Genomic DNA, 15,905 nt, shown 5'->3' with positions numbered 1-15,905 from the left:
TAGAGCAATTTGTGTGACTTTGTGCTCTAATACCGCGCTTGCCAAGGGATGGCTATATCCCTTTACAAATCCCTTAGGAATATAGAAATGTCGAAAAACAGAAAATTTGCTATCCGTGTGACTGAGAAGCGCAATGGCTGGACAGCAGAAATCACTCGCCAAGTTACATCGCGTCGTACTGTTGTGTCGAAACGCGAAACTGGTTTTGAGTCTGAAGTTTTAGCAAACGAGTGGGCAGAAAAAACGCTGGCTGAGTTTGTAGAAAATCAAGCTAAGCGCAATGATCGTAAAGCTGAAAAGCGAAGCGAGCGCGAAGCTGCTGCATTGGCTTTGGCTGAAAAAGTGGCCGCAGAAAAAGCGAAAAAAGCAGCGGAAGAAAAGAAAAGTATCGCTGACGAAGAGTAATTTACTTTTCGATTATGAATAAAAAAGGCTGGCACATCGCCAGCCTTTACTTTTTCTAGAGGTTATTTTTTTTCTGGAATGGCTTCCAGTAGTGCAACCATTTGCTCCCAGTACAAAGCGACAGTATCAATTTTCACTTTCTCATCTGGAGAGTGAGGGAATTTGATTGTTGGCCCGAAAGAAACCATATCCATTTCAGGGTAAGGTTCTTTGAACAACCCACATTCTAACCCAGCGTGAATCACCATGATATTAGGTTTATGCCCGTAGATGCCTTCATACATTTCACGGAAGATCGCCATGATTTCTGAATCTGCGTCTGGCTTCCAACCAGGGTAAGCGCCAGAGAAAGATAATTCTGCCCCAGCCAACTCTGCAATAGAGCGAAGCGTGCTTTCAACTTGCTCTCGACCCGAGTCAATCAAAGAGCGAATCAAACACAGTACAGTGACCTTGTCATCTTCTGTTGTGATAACACCAACATTCAAAGATGTTTCTACCACACCCTCGATTTCATCACTCATACGAATAACACCGTTTGGCGCGGCGTTTAAAGCGGAAACAAAACGGAATTGATCGGCCTGAGCAAATACTTTTCCAGTATTCTCTGCTTCTTCATTGAAAGAGACGATACTGGTTTCAATTTTGCCTAATTCAGCAGAGAGCAGGTTTGTGTAAGTATTGAAAAGTTCTGCTAGTTTTTCTTGATTTTCAGCAGGGACGGCAACGGTCGCAAACGCTTCTCTTGGAATGGCGTTACGAAGGCTACCACCACGGAAATCAATAAGTCGAAGATCAAGTTCTTGAGCATGGCCGGCAAGGAAGCGAGCAAATAATTTGTTCGCGTTGCCACGACCTGTGTGAATATCACAACCGGAATGCCCACCTTTTAAGCCTTTTAGAGTGAGCACGCGAGTCACGTAACCTTCTGGTACTTCTTCGCGTTGGATATCAAATGTCATTGCACCATCAATACCGCCAGCACAACCCATGTATACTTCACCTTCCTGCTCAGAATCTGTATTGAGAAGAATGTCCCCTTCCAGCCATCCAGCTTCCAAACCGAATGCGCCGGTCATGCCTGCTTCTTCATCAACCGTCAGTAAAACTTGAACGGGACCATGTTTAATGTCGTCAGAAGCTAGTACAGCTAAGCAAGAAGCCATACCAATACCGTTGTCTGAACCTAGAGTCGTGCCCTTTGCAGTAACCCATTCACCATCAATGTAAGGTTGGATAGGATCTTTTGTGAAGTCATGGTCCGTGTCTTCATTTTTTTGAGGAACCATATCGATGTGCGCTTGAAGCACTACGCCTTTCTTATTTTCCATTCCTGGTGTGGCTGGCTTTTTGATAAACACGTTGCCAGTAGGATCGCGGCGTACATCCAAGCCTTGCTCTGTGGCCCAATTTATAATGTATTGAGCAAGCTCTTCCTCATGCTTTGAAGGGTGAGGAATAGAACAAATTTTATCGAAGAACTGCCAAAGTTTCGCTGGGGACAACTGGCTGATTTCAGAATGGAACTCAGACACGGAAAACTCCTTTATTGTTTTGTTAGGCTGACAGGATGATGTTTCTTGAGGATTTAAGATAACTAACCAGATATCGCATCAGTTACGGTAATGACCGTATTTCATCCTGAACAACGCTGTGACGATGCGCCTAGAATACCATTTCCAATTCAGATTTACGTAGCAATTCTCAATTCAATCTTTAGCGATCGCGTAACAAATAGTTGGCGGTGTAAAAAACAGAATCGTAATACTTCTGCTAGCCTTAAAGAGTATGGATGGCAACTATTAGATCTGTTTCATTTGCCTATTGTCATTATTTGATATTTTTGTAATTAAATTACATTATTTTTTTTGATTAGGCGCAATTTAAGCAGGTTTGTGTGATATGGATCATTTTAAATGTTGTAATTATTTTTCTTGATGGTATATTAGCAACCAACTTCAGCAATGAAGAGAAAATGCTCAAAGGATGAGTCCGTTTATCGCCTCCAAGGAACTGAGAATCAAATTGTGTTTAATTGATTTAAAGGTGATAGCTATGAAAGGTTTACCGTCTGCGATGTTCTGGAATGTACCATCTATATACACTGGTAACTTCGCATACCCAACCAGCTTTGGTTACTAGTCATAACCAAGTGTAAGACTGAACAAATTGTTCACCCCTAAAATTGGAATTAATTTACCATCCCTGTTTTTGCTGTCGGGATAACAAGATTCTACCGCCACTCAAGTTGAGTGGCGTTTTTTTATGTTCAAAATATATTCACTCTGTGACTTTTACCCAACATAAGCCTGTAATTTCATAATCCTTCCATTTTTAAACACTACCAAACGCAAATTTCTGGGAAATGTGTTCCTTGTCTAACTATGTGCTCAATTTTCAACCTACAATGAGGAGCTCTATGCCAATATGGCATAGAAACGTTTATAAGGATTAAGTGATTGATATGCATGAGAAAGGTAGCGCCGCTAGCCTTCAATAATTGTACGGATAATCGAGAGTTTTAATTCTAACTAGAATTTGATATTTGATATCTTTATAATTCGCGCCAATCGATTACGCAAACGTTTATTTTACACAATTTTAGGGATTCGATTATGCTCGAAAGGCTATTTAAACTGAGTGAACACAATACCAGTGTGCGCACCGAAATCATTGCCGGGTTGACGACTTTTCTCACCATGGCTTATATCATTTTTGTTAACCCAGCGATTTTGTCTGATACCGGAATGGATCGTGATGCTGTGTTTGTCGCAACATGTTTAGCGGCCGCGGTTGGGTGTTTCATTATGGGCTTAGTGGCAAACTACCCAATCGCTCAAGCACCAGGTATGGGGTTAAATGCCTTCTTTACTTATTCCGTTGTATTGGGGATGGGGCATACATGGCAGGTGGCATTAGCGGCGGTTTTTGTTTCTGGTGTTCTATTTATTTTACTGAGCATTTTTAAAATCCGTGAATGGATCATTCACTCTATACCTATGTCACTGCGAACAGGTATTTCGGCAGGTATTGGTTTGTTCTTGGCTTTCATCGGACTGAAAAATGCCGGTATTGTTGTTGATAATCCAGCGACATTTGTCTCTTTGGGTCAAATCACTTCTCTTCCAGCTGTACTCGCTTCACTTGGTTTCTTTTTGACCATTGCACTGGTTCATAAAGGTGTAAAAGGCGCAGTCATGATTGCTATTCTAGCAGTGACAGGTCTTGGCTTAGCATTCGGTGATGTAACTTGGGGTGGTGTGGCTTCATGGCCGCCAAGCATTGCACCAACCTTTATGCAATTGGATTTCTCTGCTGTATTTGAAATCGGCATGATTTCCGTCGTGTTTGCTTTCCTATTTGTCGATTTGTTTGATACTGCAGGTACCTTAGTAGGGGTAGCGCAAAAAGCCGACCTTATTCAAAAAGATGGCAAGATTCCTCGCTTGAACCGAGCGCTTCTCGCGGATTCAACAGCAACATCTGTTGGTGCTGTTCTAGGTACATCGAACACTACGTCTTACATCGAAAGTGTTTCTGGCGTTGCTGCTGGTGGTCGAACTGGCCTAACAGCGGTTGTGGTTGGCATTTTATTCCTACTTGCTTTATTCTTCTCGCCACTAGCTGGAATGATCCCCGCTTACGCAACAGCAGGCGCACTATTTTATGTTGCGATCCTGATGCTCTCTGGTTTGGTTAGTATTGACTGGCGCGATCTAACCGAAGCGGCTCCTGTTGTTGTGACGTGTCTTCTGATGCCGCTAACATTTTCTATCGCTGATGGTATTGCTTTAGGTTTTATTGCCTATGCAGCTATCAAAGCGTTGAGCGGTAAAGCGCAAGATGTGTCCCTAAGTGTTTGGGTTATGGCAGCCATTTTCACCATTAAATTCGTTCTTAGCGCAGGCTAAGACAAAGCCGATACAGGTTATAACAACTATGAATAATAAATTTATCATCACCTGGGACAACATGCAGATGTACTGCCGTCAGCTTGCTGAGCGTCAAATGCCGGCAGAGCAATGGAAAGGCATCATTGGCGTGAGCCGTGGTGGTTTGGTTCCTGCCGCTATTCTGGCTCGTGAACTGGGTATTCGCTATGTGGACACGGTTTGTATTTCTAGTTATGACCACGATCACCAGCGCGATATGTCGGTTTTAAAAGCACCAGAAGGTGATGGTGAAGGCTTCTTGATTGTTGACGATTTGGCAGACAGTGGTGACACAGCTCGTCAGATCCGCGAAATGTACCCAAAGGCGAAGTTGATTACTGTTTGTGCTAAACCTGCTGGTATCGATTTGGTTGATGATTATATTGTTGATATTCAACAAGATACTTGGATAGAGCAACCATGGGATATGGCGTTGACATTCGTTGATCCAATCAACAAATAAAGGCTTTATCTAGAGTAAATACTTAGGTAAACACTCAAATTTTCAAAATGACCCTGTATAGGGTCATTTTTTTTATTACTATTAGGGGCAGAAACCCCTTATACAACACTGAATAAGATCCTTGCCTTATGTCCATGCCTGAAGAGCAAATCAGCAAAAACCTTTCAGAAGAACTGTTTCAAAATCATCGCCAAGCGAGAGAAACGTCTGCACTTGTTCGCTATATGCCAAGTAACGAGAGCTACTTGGATAAGCAGCGAGAAGAACAAGGCGAATCTTGGTATCGAACGCTAAGGCGTATGCAGTGGATATGGCAGGGGATTGAGCCGTTAGAGATGGAGGAAGTGCTTTCAAGAATTGCTTCTTCCACTCATTCCCGTACCCATGACGAATGGCTAGATACAGTAATGGGGTACCACTCTGGTAATTGGACGTACGAATGGATTCATCAAGGGATGCTGAATCAAAAGAAAGCAGCGGAACTGAAAGGCGATGAAGCGAGTGACGCCTACTTTAGAGCCAGCCTGTGTTTTAGCATTGCGGGCTACCCGCACATAAAGGGGGATAGCCTTTCTATTCAGGCTCAGGTGTTGGTGCACAAAGCCTATGATATGGCGATGGAACACAGTTCACTTGTTACCAAGAAGATCGAAGTACCTTTTGGCAAGAAAAAGATAAAAGCGAATCTGCACCTTCCTCACACCGAAAGACAATTACCGGTTGTGATTGTTAGTGCCGGGCTTGATAGTTTGCAATCGGACATGTGGCGATTGTTCAAAGACTATTTGGCGCCCAATGATATTGCCATGCTCACCTTAGATATGCCCTCTATCGGTCACAGCAGCCATTGGGATCTCACGGAAGATTCAAGCTGCCTACACAAAGCGATTCTCGATGAGCTTCCTCGGATTCCTTGGGTTGATCACTTTAAAGTGGGGATGCTTGGTTTCCGCTTTGGTGGAAATGCGGCGATTCGTTTGAGCTTTTTAGAACAAGATAGAATAAAAGCGTGCGTTGCTCTGGGCGCACCTATCCACGATGTTTTGTCTTCGACAGACAAGCTACTACAAATGCCGAAGATGTACTTGGATATGCTTTCATCTCGTTTGGGTAAAGAAGTCGTCGATGTACACAGTTTGGCAGGTCAAATGCGCGCTTGGTCACTTAAAACACAAGGGTTTTTAACGAATCGAAGAACTCAGGTGCCTATCCTCGCTCTTGGATTGGAAGGGGATCCCATTTCTCCCTATTCAGACAACAAATTGGTCTCAATTTTTAGCCATGGTGGTCAAGCAAAGAAAGTGTCATCTAAGTCAATTTCGAAAGGATATGAGGAATCTCTCTCATTAGCACTTCAATGGCTAAAATATGAACTAAAATAATGACTTTTGGTCAGTTTTAGTCAATGATTAATAAGTTCGACAGTCGTAATCCTGCGCTTTAGGTCTGTCGGGTATAGGTGCCTAAACTGAATATCTTAAGGCACGTATCTTATAAATCTAAGTTCTTATAAATCTAATAATTGAAATGGAGATTCAATATGACTGAAAACACTGCGAATCCCACACACTTTCGTTTGTTGTCGGCATTAAAAGCCGTTGGTCCTTACTTGCGAGAGAAGGAGTCACAGGAAGGTCATTACTTGTTTGATTGCTTATCTGTTTGCGTTAGTGACAAAAAGTCACCGGAAGAAAGGGAGTTTTGGGGGTGGTGGTTAGAGTTCGATAAGCAAGATGAAGGTTATGTCGCTAACTACAGTTTAGGGCTTTACAATGTTGAAGGGAATTGGGAATCAAAGGCAATTCCTAAGAAAGCTCAAGATGAAGTTGCCAGAACGATGGAAGACTTTGATAAAAAACTAAAAAAAGCACTTTCAGAGCGATTTGAAATTGATTACGAGTTGCATAAAGAGTCAGTAGAAGTCACTTAATTCTCGTGTTTCAACACCGCACCTTGCCGTGACTCAGGTATAAGTGCATAAAAAGGCGCATTTTTGCGCCTTTTCTTCTTGTTAAAACCTCACTTCATTGTTACAACATCTGTTCTTAGTTTGTTTTTAACCATATTGACAATGACAATGAATCAAAAAAACGGGATAGCCTCCCAAACTCAAACCATCGTTGTAAAGTTAGGAACCAGTGTGCTCACAGGCGGCACTTTGGAGATCAACCGACCCCACATGGTTGAGCTTGTAAGGCAGTGTGCAGAGCTTAAAAAGCAAGGTCATGCTGTTGTTTTAGTTTCTTCTGGTGCTATTGCAGCAGGCAGACAACATTTAGGCTACCCGACCTTGCCCAACAACATGTCTAGTAAACAACTGCTCGCGGCGGTTGGGCAAAGCAGATTAATCCAAATCTGGGAATCGTTGTTCGATCTATTTGGTTTGAAAATAGGTCAAATGCTCCTTACTCGCGCCGACCTTGAAGACAGAGAGCGCTTTCTTAACGCGAGAGATACCGTGAATGCACTTGTCGCAAACGACATCATTCCCATTGTGAATGAAAATGATGCAGTGGCGACGTCAGAGATAAAAGTGGGTGATAACGACAACCTATCAGCACTTGTTGGTATTTTATGCAGCGCCGATAAATTACTGCTTTTAACCGATCAGCCGGGGTTATTTACCGCAGACCCTCGTAAAGACCCGAACGCTGAATTAATAAAAGAAGTGAAAACCATCGATGACACTCTGCGAAAAATCGCGGGTGGTAGTGGAACCACGTTAGGTACTGGCGGTATGGCAACCAAACTGCAAGCTGCCGATATTGCAAGAAGAGCAGGTATAGAAGTGATTATTGCAGCAGGGAGCGGGCAAAATGTCATTTTCGATGCTTTAAGCGACAATCCGCAAGGCACTCGTTTCTTGCCGTTAGAAGAGTCACTCGAAAATCGCAAGCGGTGGATCCTAGCTGGGCCAGCGGCATCTGGCGATATTGTTATCGATGAAGGTGCAGTAAACGCAGTGATTGCTAGAGGAAGCAGCTTATTGGCTAAAGGTGTCGTGCAGGTGAGCGGATCGTTTGCCCGCGGAGAAGTTGCACGTATTACCACTTCCAAAGGTCAGCTCATTGCGAAAGGCATTACCAGTTACTCAAGTGGTGACTTAGAAAAAATTATAGGAAAACACAGCAAAGATATCAGCGCGATTCTTGGTTATGAGTACGGTGCAGAAGTCATACACCGTGACGATCTTGTTGTGATTCAAGAGTAGAATTGAGGAGAAAAGTCATGGATTTAACTAACATGGGGAAAGCGGCAAAAGACGCAGCTTTTTACCTTGCAACAGCATCAACCGCTCAGAAGAATCAAGCGTTAGCCATTATTGCTGATGAGCTTGAAGCGAATGAAGAAGTCATTCTTGAAGCGAATGCCAAAGATATAGAGCTAGGTCGCGAAGCGGGTTTAACAGAAGCGTTGCTCGATCGTCTATTGCTGACGAAAGAAAGGTTGGCAGGAATTGCTGGTGATGTGCGAAACGTCATTGGCTTGACTGATCCAGTCGGAAGCGAGCTAGACAGCAAAATGCTTGAAAATGGCATGTTTCTGACCAAACGCCGTGTACCACTAGGCGTTGTCGGAGTGATCTATGAAGCACGCCCGAATGTCACGATTGATATCGCAGCGCTATGTGTGAAAACGGGTAATGCCAGTATTTTACGCGGTGGTAAAGAAACTTTCTTCTCTAACATGGAGTTGGTCAAGGTCATTCAATCTGCGTTAGAAAAAGCGAAGTTACCGGCAGCATCGGTCCAATACATTGAAAAGCCCGATCGTGAATTAGTGTCTCAGTTGCTCAAACTCGATCAATATGTCGATATGATCATTCCTCGTGGTGGCGCTGGGCTACATAAAATGTGTAAAGAAAACAGCAATATTCCTGTGATTATTGGTGGGTTTGGTATTAGCCATATATTCGTGGATGAAAGTGCCGATTTGGATCGCTCACTGGACGTTGTTGAAAATGCAAAAATTCAGCGCCCTTCAGCATGTAATGCTCTGGACACTTTGCTAGTACATGAAGCGGTTGCTGCGGAATTCTTACCTAAATTGGTAGGGAAAATGACGGGAAAAGTCGCATTTGTTGCTGAACCAAAAGCCAAAGCATTTCTGAACGATGCGAAAAATCTAAGAGATGCGAAAGAGGGAGACTTTGATACTGAATGGCTGAGTTTTACTCTTGGCGTGAAAGTGGTCAGCGATCTGGATGAAGCCGTACATCATATGCGTGTTCACAACGCGAGTCACTCCGATGCCATCATGTCAAATGACTTGGTGAATACCGAGCGCTTTATTAACTCAGTTGATTCCGCGGCGGTATACGTTAACGCATCGACACGATTTACCGATGGCGCCGAATTTGGTTTAGGCGCGGAAGTGGCGGTTTCGACCCAAAAACTCCATGCTCGAGGTCCTATGGGGTTAGAAGAATTAACCAGTTACAAGTGGGTGGGTAAAGCCAATTATCTGCCGCGTAGTTAACAAATTGCTGGGCAGTTAACAAAAAAATGCTGCTAAAGTGTTGATAAGGGCTCCTTGTGAGCCCTTTTTTCTTTTCTCAACCCCTTATATTCCGGTAGACTAAGACAAATTTTTGGAGGTGATATGCATTGTCCATTTTGTTCAGAAAATGACACCAAAGTCATTGATTCTCGTCTGGTCGCAGATGGGCATCAAGTTCGTCGTCGCCGTCAATGCTTGGCGTGCAGTGAGCGATTCACGACATTTGAAAGCGCAGAGCTTGTCATGCCGAAAGTCATTAAATCCAACGGAAATCGTGAACCGTTTAATGAAGATAAAATGGTCGGTGGATTTCAAAGAGCGCTTGAGAAACGCCCTGTGGCAGCTGATGCCATTGAGCTTGCGATAAGTACAATTAAGTCTCAACTTCGTGCAACGGGTGAGCGAGAGGTACCCAGTGAAATGATCGGTAACCTTGTTATGGACCAGCTCAAAGACCTCGACAAAGTGGCGTACATTCGTTTCGCATCGGTTTACCGCAGTTTTGAAGACATTAGAGAGTTTGGCGAAGAAATCGCTAAGCTAGAAGATTAATGCCATTACCCCTTCAAGACGCCCACTATATGGCATTGGCAATCGCTTTGGCCAAGAAGGGGCGTTTTACAACGTCACCTAATCCAAATGTGGGCTGTGTGATTGTCAAAAACGATCAAATTGTGGGGCAAGGCTACCACCAGAAAGCAGGTGAAGCCCATGCTGAAGTCATTGCGCTAAAAGACGCAGGAAAAGATGCCAACGGGGCGACAGCCTATGTGACTCTTGAACCTTGCTCGCATCAAGGTAAAACACCACCATGTGCTGATGCTTTGATCAAAGTGGGTATTGCTCGCGTGGTCTGCGCGACACAAGATCCAAATCCATTGGTCTCAGGAAGGGGTCTCCAAAAACTAAGAGATGCAGGCATCGAAGTCGAAGTCGGTGTACTAGAGTCCGAAGCTAACTCCCTAAATACCGATTTCAATCAGCGTATGCAAAAAGGTAAACCTTATGTGCAGTTAAAGTTAGCTGCAAGTTTGGACGGGCAAACAGCGCTGAGTAATGGCGAAAGTAAGTGGATAACCTCCACTAAGGCCAGGAAAGACGTGCAATTTTATCGCGCGCAGGCATGTGCAGTGTTATCGACCAGCAAAACCGTTATTGATGATAATGCATCATTAAACGTTCGTTGGTCTGAGCTTCCCTCATCCATCCAGTCTGTTTACCCAGAAAGTGAGCTTCGGCAACCCTTGCGTGTCATTCTTGATCGTCAGAAGAAGCTCCATTCTGACCTTGCGTTGTTCAAAACTGGCGGTAAAGTCGAAATCGTTTCGCCAGATTCTGAGCTTTATGCGCTGGACAAGAAAAACAACATTGATCTATCGGCTGTACTGAAACAACTGTCTGCTATCCATCAAGTGCAAAAAGTATGGGTTGAAGCAGGGGCGACATTGGCCGCCAGTTTGATTCAGCTAGAATTAGTCGACGAGTTAATTGTTTATCTAGCCCCTAAATTGATGGGGAGTGATGGTCGAGGCTTGGTGCATATTTTGGGTCTGAACACCATGGCAGAAGCAATAGAACTCGATATAAAAGACGTACGCATGGTGGGGCCAGATATTCGTATCACGGCTAAAATTCTAAAAAACACGTAGAAGAAATTATGTTCACAGGAATTATAGAAGCGGTGGGAACCCTAACCGCGATTACGCCCAAAGGTGAAGATGTTAGCGTTACAGTTGATGCTAGCAAGTTAGACATGTCTGACGTTCACTTAGGGGACAGCATCGCCACCAATGGTGTATGTCTGACGGTTATTGAATTTAACGATCACAGCTATACAGCCGACCTTTCACTGGAAACGTTGAACAAAACGGGATTCACTCAATATCAAGTGGGTGACAAAGTGAATTTGGAAAAAGCCATGTTACCAACTACTCGTTTTGGCGGGCACATTGTGTCTGGGCATGTAGATGGTGTTGGTGAGATTGTTGAGCGCAATCAGGTTGGAAGATCGGTTGAATTCTGGGCTCAGATGCCTCAAGAGATAGGTAAGTATGTTGCGGAAAAAGGGTCGGTTACCGTTGATGGCATTAGCCTCACTGTTAATGCGCTCCGCAAAAATGCTTTCAAACTGACGATTGTGCCGCACACATCTTCTGAAACGACGATTAACGATTTTCAAGTTGGTCGAAAAGTAAATTTGGAAGTTGATGTTTTAGCCAGGTACATGGAACGCTTACTTCAAGGTTCTGCCCAGAATGGTTCTTCTCACGAAACACCTGAATCCAGCATGACAATGGAATTTTTACAACAAAACGGTTTTGCCTAACTAACGGGAACAGCATTATGTCTATTAGTACGCCTCAAGAAATCATTGAAGATATTCGTTTGGGTAAAATGGTTATCCTTATGGATGACGAGGATCGCGAAAACGAAGGCGATGTCATCATGGCAGCCGAGCACGTAACACCTGAAGCCATTAACTTCATGGCAACGCACGGCCGTGGTCTTATTTGTTTAACCATGACAAAAGAGCGTTGTGAGCATCTTGGCTTACCACCAATGGTTCAAGACAATAATGCGCAGTATTCCACCGCATTTACCGTCTCTATCGAAGCCGCAGAAGGCGTGACAACGGGTATCTCTGCAGCCGATAGAGCGCTGACAGTACAAGCGGCTGTGGCGAAAGATGCCAAAGCGGCGGATCTCGTTCAACCGGGTCATATTTTCCCTTTGACTGCCCAAGACGGCGGAGTCCTAACAAGAGCTGGGCACACCGAAGCGGGTTGTGATTTAGCGCGTTTGGCGGGGTTAGAACCCGCTGGCGTTATTGTCGAGATTTTGAATGACGATGGCACAATGGCTCGTCGTCCGGATTTGGAAGTGTTCGCCGAAAAGCACGATATTAAGCTTGGCACGATTTCAGATTTAATCGAATTTAGAAACAATACTGAAACGACGATTGAACGCGTGGCTCAATGCCACTTGCCTACCGAGTTTGGTGATTTTGAACTGGTCACTTACCGCGACACCATCGATAACCAAATACACTATGCGCTGAAAAAGGGCGATTTAGATGGTGCTGGTGTAAGTAATGGTAAAGCGCCGTTGGTGCGTGTTCACTTGCAAGACACATTTACCGATGTCCTTCGAAGTGATCGCAGTGCCGAGCGAAGCTGGACATTAGACAAGGCTATGAAGCGTATTGGCGATGAAGACGGTGTTTTGGTGATTTTAGGTAACGAAGAAACATCAGACTATATCGTCCACAAAGTAAAAACCTTTGAGCAGCAAGACAAAGGTGACGCGCCAACCATGGCGAAAAAACAAGGCACATCACGCCGTGTAGGTGTGGGGTCTCAAATTCTATCCGATCTGGGCATCAGTGATATGCGCTTGCTCTCATCTAGCTCTAAGCGTTACCACTCATTGTCTGGATTTGGATTGAACGTTGTTGAGTACGTTTGCGATTAGTGTCTGTTTGAACTGATTTTTGCCGAGGTTAGAGCATTTCATTTATAGCGAACAGAAATGGCTATTTGCTTTTGAATAGCAGGTTTGGAAGCGTTTGCTTTAAGGTGATAGAGCTCAATTTCCATTAGATATCTCTCACACTTTTGTGCTAGAATCCGGCGATTCTCACTTGATGAACATAGTTAAAGGAAAGCTTTATGAAAGTGATCGAGGGCGTTCTCCCTGCGCCAAATGCAAAAATTGCTATCGTTATTTCTCGTTTTAACAGTTTTATTAACGAAAGCCTGTTATCTGGTGCAATCGATACTTTAAAGCGTTATGGACAAGTCAGCGAAGACAACATTACTGTTGTTCGTTGTCCTGGTGCAGTTGAGCTGCCTCTAGTGGCTCAGCGTGTTGCAAAAACTGGAAAATTCGATGCAATTGTGTCGTTAGGTTCAGTTATTCGTGGCGGTACACCTCACTTTGACTATGTTTGTAGTGAATGCAACAAAGGGTTGGCTCAAGTGTCTCTGGAATACAGTCTTCCAGTTGCGTTTGGCGTACTTACTGTTGACACCATCGATCAAGCTATCGAGCGCGCAGGAACCAAGGCTGGTAATAAAGGTGCAGAGGCTGCACTAAGCGCGCTAGAAATGATCAACGTTCTTTCAGAAATTGATTCCTAATGGGGGCCAGTGTGAAACCAGCCGCACGTCGTAACGCACGTCAATTTGCATTACAAGCCATATATTCGTGGCAGATTACCAAAGAGAATGTTGCTACCGTTGAAGAGCAATTCCTGTCTGGAGGCAAATATGATGAAGAAGAGCATCATGCAAATGAGCCTTCTCTGTCTGCACCAGAAACTGACGTCGCTTACTTCCGTGACCTGCTAACAGGCGTTGTGCTTAGCCACACGGAGTTAGACAGCAAACTGCGTCCTTACTTGTCTCGCCCTATGCAAGACTTGGACATGATGGAACTGGCTTTGCTTCGTCTTGCGATGTATGAAATGACGCGTCGCGAAGATGTTCCTTACAAAGTAGTGATTAACGAAGCTATTGAGCTGGCAAAGGTGTTTGCAGCGGAAGATAGCCACAAGTTTGTGAATGGTGTGCTTGATAAAGCCGCACCGCATGTTCGCAAAAAGTAATCGTGAATAAATACAAAAAGGTCAGCTAATTAGCTGACCTTTTTCTTTTCGTGCTCTAGGTCTTAAACTGCTTCGAGCAAGTCAAGCAAACTTGGGTATAATTAACATAAATAACAACATGCAAGAGTCAGCTATGGCAGGTGAATTTAACCTAATTACCACCTATTTCGTAAACCGACAAACCCAGCGCAAAGATGTTCAGCTTTCCCTTGGCGATGACAGCGCCTTGGTTACCTCTCCTGAAAATGTTCAAATAGCAATCAGTACTGATACGCTCGTGGCGGGTACGCATTTTCTAGAGCACGCTAACCCAGCGTGGGTTGCTCACAAAGCATTGGCTTCAAATTTGAGTGATTTAGCTGCTATGGGTGCTTCGCCAGCATGGGTATCCCTTGCGCTCACTTTACCTGAGCCCGATGAAATGTGGCTGGCCCCATTTAGCGAGTCATTTTTTGAGTTAGCTAACTATTTCAATATCCAGCTCATTGGTGGTGATACCACTAAAGGTCCTTTGAGTATTACCCTGACCGTTCAAGGTTTTGTTCCCGAGGGTAAAGCGATGCGACGCGATGGTGCAAAAGTAGGTGATTGGATTTACGTGACGGGCACGTTAGGTGATAGTGCGGCTGGGCTCGAAGTTGTTCTCGATGAATCAAAGCGAAGTAAACCTTACGCAGAAGAACTCGAAAGAAGGCACTATCTCGCAACTCCACGCTTGGTCGTTGGGCAGGCTTTGCGAAATGTAGCGTCTTCCTGTTTAGATGTCTCTGATGGGTTAATCTCGGACTTAAAACACATTATGGACGCTTCTAACGTCGGGGCGGTTATTAATGTGGATGCCATTCCTCTGTCTGATGAATTACTAGCGTATTGCGATGATAAAGATGAGGCTCTGAAGATGGCGCTGATCAGCGGTGAAGAGTATGAGCTTTGTTTTTGTGTCCCAGAAGAACATAAAGGTCAAATGGATACCTTGCTTGCGTATTCGGGTACAACCGCTACGTGTATTGGGCAAATTCGCAGTGGTGGCGAATTGGTACTGGAAAAAGAAGGTCAGAAACTGGATTGGCAGTTGTCTGGCTATGATCATTTTAAGGTTAACTCGTAATGCCGTCTCCTCTATCCCTGATTTCGCTTAAAAACCCTTGGCACTTGCTTGCAACAGGTTTTGGTAGTGGATTAGCTCCCATTATCCCAGGCACCATGGGAACACTCGCCGCGGTTCCTTTCTATCTTCTATTGGTGCAGTTACCGTTGCCTCTATACATTATTGCCGTCATTGGCTCGTGCATTATCGGCATCAAGATTTGTCAGGTGACTTCTGATGATATGGGGGTGCACGACCATGGCTCCATTGTGTGGGATGAATTTGCCGGCTTCTGGATCACCATGGCTATTGTCCCACTGTTTAAAGTACCTGTTTTCGATTGGAAATGGATTCTTACTGGGTTCGTCCTTTTTCGCTTTTTTGACATGGTAAAACCATGGCCAATAGGATGGCTTGATAAGCGAGTCCACGGTGGGTTAGGTATTATGCTGGACGATATTGTCGCAGGCATCATGGCGGCTATTTCATTATGGCTTGTTGGCAGGTATGCTGGCTGGCTTATATAATGGAGTCGTTAAAAAAGGATACTTAACATGTCTAAAAAGGTGTATTGCATTGCTCAATTTTTACCGAAGGAAGGTAAGCTGGATGAATTGTTCGATGTTCTGTCATCATTGGAGTCTAATACATTAAGAGAGGATGGATGCTTACAGTATATCGTAACGCGCCATATCCCTAGCCCATTCGCAGAAGGTGAATCTTATCCCATTGCATTTAACGAAATCTGGGAAAGTAATGAAGCGTTTGAAGCACATTGCCAGCGTTTTGAAATACAAGAGTTTTTTGAAACACACTGTATGGCTGAGAGTGGCTTGGTAGAGAAATATAATGTATGTATATATAGTGATGAACCAAACGGATACGATGCACCAAAATTGAAATAACGACAAG

Annotated in this window: 17 protein-coding genes; 16 read left to right on the top strand and 1 reads right to left on the bottom strand. The window is 44.2% G+C overall.

Translation table 11 applies throughout. The annotated features are described in order from the left end of the window. Positions 1 to 87 precede the first annotated feature (87 nt). Entirely contained in the window at positions 88 to 405 is a 318-nt protein-coding gene (locus Q8W40_RS18000; protein ID WP_101110684.1) for a DUF3622 domain-containing protein, read from the top strand. Between the two features lie 62 nt (positions 406 to 467). On the opposite strand, the gene Q8W40_RS17995 is transcribed toward Q8W40_RS18000, so the two are convergent. Then, the gene (locus Q8W40_RS17995; protein ID WP_101110683.1) at positions 468 to 1,940 is read right to left on the bottom strand and encodes an aminoacyl-histidine dipeptidase; all 1,473 of its coding nucleotides are present in this window, start codon (positions 1,938 to 1,940) and stop codon (positions 468 to 470) included. A 1,080-nt stretch (positions 1,941 to 3,020) separates the two neighbouring features. Here Q8W40_RS17995 and Q8W40_RS17990 point away from each other — a divergent pair. The 15 genes from Q8W40_RS17990 to Q8W40_RS17920 all read left to right on the top strand — a co-directional run bounded on the left by Q8W40_RS17990 (position 3,021) and on the right by Q8W40_RS17920 (position 15,898). Next, entirely contained in the window at positions 3,021 to 4,316 is a 1,296-nt protein-coding gene (locus Q8W40_RS17990) for an NCS2 family permease (RefSeq protein WP_101110682.1), read from the top strand. A gap of 28 nt (positions 4,317 to 4,344) precedes the next feature. Then, positions 4,345 to 4,800, top strand: coding sequence for a xanthine phosphoribosyltransferase (gene gpt / locus Q8W40_RS17985; protein WP_305399139.1), 456 nt, complete (start codon positions 4,345 to 4,347; stop codon positions 4,798 to 4,800). A 134-nt stretch (positions 4,801 to 4,934) separates the two neighbouring features. After that, entirely contained in the window at positions 4,935 to 6,182 is a 1,248-nt protein-coding gene (gene frsA, locus Q8W40_RS17980; protein ID WP_305399264.1) for an esterase FrsA, read from the top strand. Positions 6,183 to 6,340: 158 nt separating this feature from the next. Continuing rightward, positions 6,341 to 6,730: a sigma factor-binding protein Crl gene (gene crl / locus Q8W40_RS17975; protein WP_101110679.1), complete on the top strand. Its 390-nt coding sequence runs from the start codon at positions 6,341 to 6,343 to the stop codon at positions 6,728 to 6,730. A 141-nt stretch (positions 6,731 to 6,871) separates the two neighbouring features. Further along, a complete protein-coding gene (gene proB, locus Q8W40_RS17970) occupies positions 6,872 to 8,011 on the top strand; it encodes a glutamate 5-kinase (RefSeq protein WP_101110871.1) in 1,140 nt (379 codons plus the stop codon). A 17-nt stretch (positions 8,012 to 8,028) separates the two neighbouring features. Then, the gene (locus Q8W40_RS17965) at positions 8,029 to 9,279 is read left to right on the top strand and encodes a glutamate-5-semialdehyde dehydrogenase (protein ID WP_305399136.1); all 1,251 of its coding nucleotides are present in this window, start codon (positions 8,029 to 8,031) and stop codon (positions 9,277 to 9,279) included. 123 nt (positions 9,280 to 9,402) lie between these two features. Beyond that, positions 9,403 to 9,852: a transcriptional regulator NrdR gene (gene nrdR / locus Q8W40_RS17960; RefSeq protein ID WP_101110677.1), complete on the top strand. Its 450-nt coding sequence runs from the start codon at positions 9,403 to 9,405 to the stop codon at positions 9,850 to 9,852. Continuing rightward, positions 9,852 to 10,949 carry a bifunctional diaminohydroxyphosphoribosylaminopyrimidine deaminase/5-amino-6-(5-phosphoribosylamino)uracil reductase RibD gene (gene ribD, locus Q8W40_RS17955; RefSeq protein WP_305399135.1) on the top strand — a complete coding sequence of 366 codons (1,098 nt, stop codon included), beginning with the start codon at positions 9,852 to 9,854 and terminating at the stop codon, positions 10,947 to 10,949. Before nrdR ends, ribD begins: the two co-directional genes overlap by 1 nt. Before the next feature lie 8 nt (positions 10,950 to 10,957). After that, positions 10,958 to 11,626 carry a riboflavin synthase gene (locus Q8W40_RS17950; protein ID WP_305399133.1) on the top strand — a complete coding sequence of 223 codons (669 nt, stop codon included), beginning with the start codon at positions 10,958 to 10,960 and terminating at the stop codon, positions 11,624 to 11,626. Between the two features lie 17 nt (positions 11,627 to 11,643). After that, positions 11,644 to 12,771, top strand: a complete 1,128-nt coding sequence (ribBA, locus tag Q8W40_RS17945) for a bifunctional 3,4-dihydroxy-2-butanone-4-phosphate synthase/GTP cyclohydrolase II (RefSeq protein ID WP_305399132.1) — start codon at positions 11,644 to 11,646, stop codon at positions 12,769 to 12,771. Positions 12,772 to 12,968: 197 nt separating this feature from the next. Continuing rightward, positions 12,969 to 13,439, top strand: a complete 471-nt coding sequence (gene ribH, locus Q8W40_RS17940) for a 6,7-dimethyl-8-ribityllumazine synthase (RefSeq protein ID WP_101110673.1) — start codon at positions 12,969 to 12,971, stop codon at positions 13,437 to 13,439. Further along, the gene (gene nusB / locus Q8W40_RS17935; protein WP_101110672.1) at positions 13,439 to 13,906 is read left to right on the top strand and encodes a transcription antitermination factor NusB; all 468 of its coding nucleotides are present in this window, start codon (positions 13,439 to 13,441) and stop codon (positions 13,904 to 13,906) included. Before ribH ends, nusB begins: the two co-directional genes overlap by 1 nt. Positions 13,907 to 14,039: 133 nt before the next feature. Further along, on the top strand, positions 14,040 to 15,014 hold the full coding sequence (gene thiL / locus Q8W40_RS17930) for a thiamine-phosphate kinase (RefSeq protein WP_305399131.1): 975 nt from the start codon (positions 14,040 to 14,042) through the stop codon (positions 15,012 to 15,014). Next, positions 15,014 to 15,520 carry a phosphatidylglycerophosphatase A gene (gene pgpA / locus Q8W40_RS17925; protein WP_126605848.1) on the top strand — a complete coding sequence of 169 codons (507 nt, stop codon included), beginning with the start codon at positions 15,014 to 15,016 and terminating at the stop codon, positions 15,518 to 15,520. The genes thiL and pgpA overlap by 1 nt, the downstream gene beginning before the upstream one ends. 27 nt (positions 15,521 to 15,547) lie before the next feature. After that, the gene (locus Q8W40_RS17920; RefSeq protein ID WP_305399129.1) at positions 15,548 to 15,898 is read left to right on the top strand and encodes a putative quinol monooxygenase; all 351 of its coding nucleotides are present in this window, start codon (positions 15,548 to 15,550) and stop codon (positions 15,896 to 15,898) included. Positions 15,899 to 15,905 lie beyond the last annotated feature (7 nt).

Origin of the sequence: Vibrio penaeicida (assembly GCF_030689305.1) — a bacterium.
Taxonomy (GTDB): Bacteria; Pseudomonadota; Gammaproteobacteria; order Enterobacterales; family Vibrionaceae; genus Vibrio; species Vibrio penaeicida_B.
The sequence above is the reverse complement of the archived record's forward strand: the minus strand, read 5'-3'. Positions and strand labels throughout refer to the sequence as shown.

Coding starts and splice junctions, on each gene's coding strand:
- ribBA (WP_305399132.1), top strand. CDS start 11,644: ATGTCTATTAGTACGCCTCAAGAAATCATTGAAGATATTCGTTTGGGT.
- thiL (WP_305399131.1), top strand. CDS start 14,040: ATGGCAGGTGAATTTAACCTAATTACCACCTATTTCGTAAACCGACAA.
- ribH (WP_101110673.1), top strand. CDS start 12,969: ATGAAAGTGATCGAGGGCGTTCTCCCTGCGCCAAATGCAAAAATTGCT.
- gpt (WP_305399139.1), top strand. CDS start 4,345: ATGAATAATAAATTTATCATCACCTGGGACAACATGCAGATGTACTGC.
- Q8W40_RS17950 (WP_305399133.1), top strand. CDS start 10,958: ATGTTCACAGGAATTATAGAAGCGGTGGGAACCCTAACCGCGATTACG.
- crl (WP_101110679.1), top strand. CDS start 6,341: ATGACTGAAAACACTGCGAATCCCACACACTTTCGTTTGTTGTCGGCA.
- Q8W40_RS17920 (WP_305399129.1), top strand. CDS start 15,548: ATGTCTAAAAAGGTGTATTGCATTGCTCAATTTTTACCGAAGGAAGGT.
- nusB (WP_101110672.1), top strand. CDS start 13,439: ATGGGGGCCAGTGTGAAACCAGCCGCACGTCGTAACGCACGTCAATTT.
- ribD (WP_305399135.1), top strand. CDS start 9,852: ATGCCATTACCCCTTCAAGACGCCCACTATATGGCATTGGCAATCGCT.
- Q8W40_RS17990 (WP_101110682.1), top strand. CDS start 3,021: ATGCTCGAAAGGCTATTTAAACTGAGTGAACACAATACCAGTGTGCGC.
- pgpA (WP_126605848.1), top strand. CDS start 15,014: ATGCCGTCTCCTCTATCCCTGATTTCGCTTAAAAACCCTTGGCACTTG.
- Q8W40_RS17965 (WP_305399136.1), top strand. CDS start 8,029: ATGGATTTAACTAACATGGGGAAAGCGGCAAAAGACGCAGCTTTTTAC.
- Q8W40_RS18000 (WP_101110684.1), top strand. CDS start 88: ATGTCGAAAAACAGAAAATTTGCTATCCGTGTGACTGAGAAGCGCAAT.
- frsA (WP_305399264.1), top strand. CDS start 4,935: ATGCCTGAAGAGCAAATCAGCAAAAACCTTTCAGAAGAACTGTTTCAA.
- proB (WP_101110871.1), top strand. CDS start 6,872: ATGACAATGAATCAAAAAAACGGGATAGCCTCCCAAACTCAAACCATC.
- nrdR (WP_101110677.1), top strand. CDS start 9,403: ATGCATTGTCCATTTTGTTCAGAAAATGACACCAAAGTCATTGATTCT.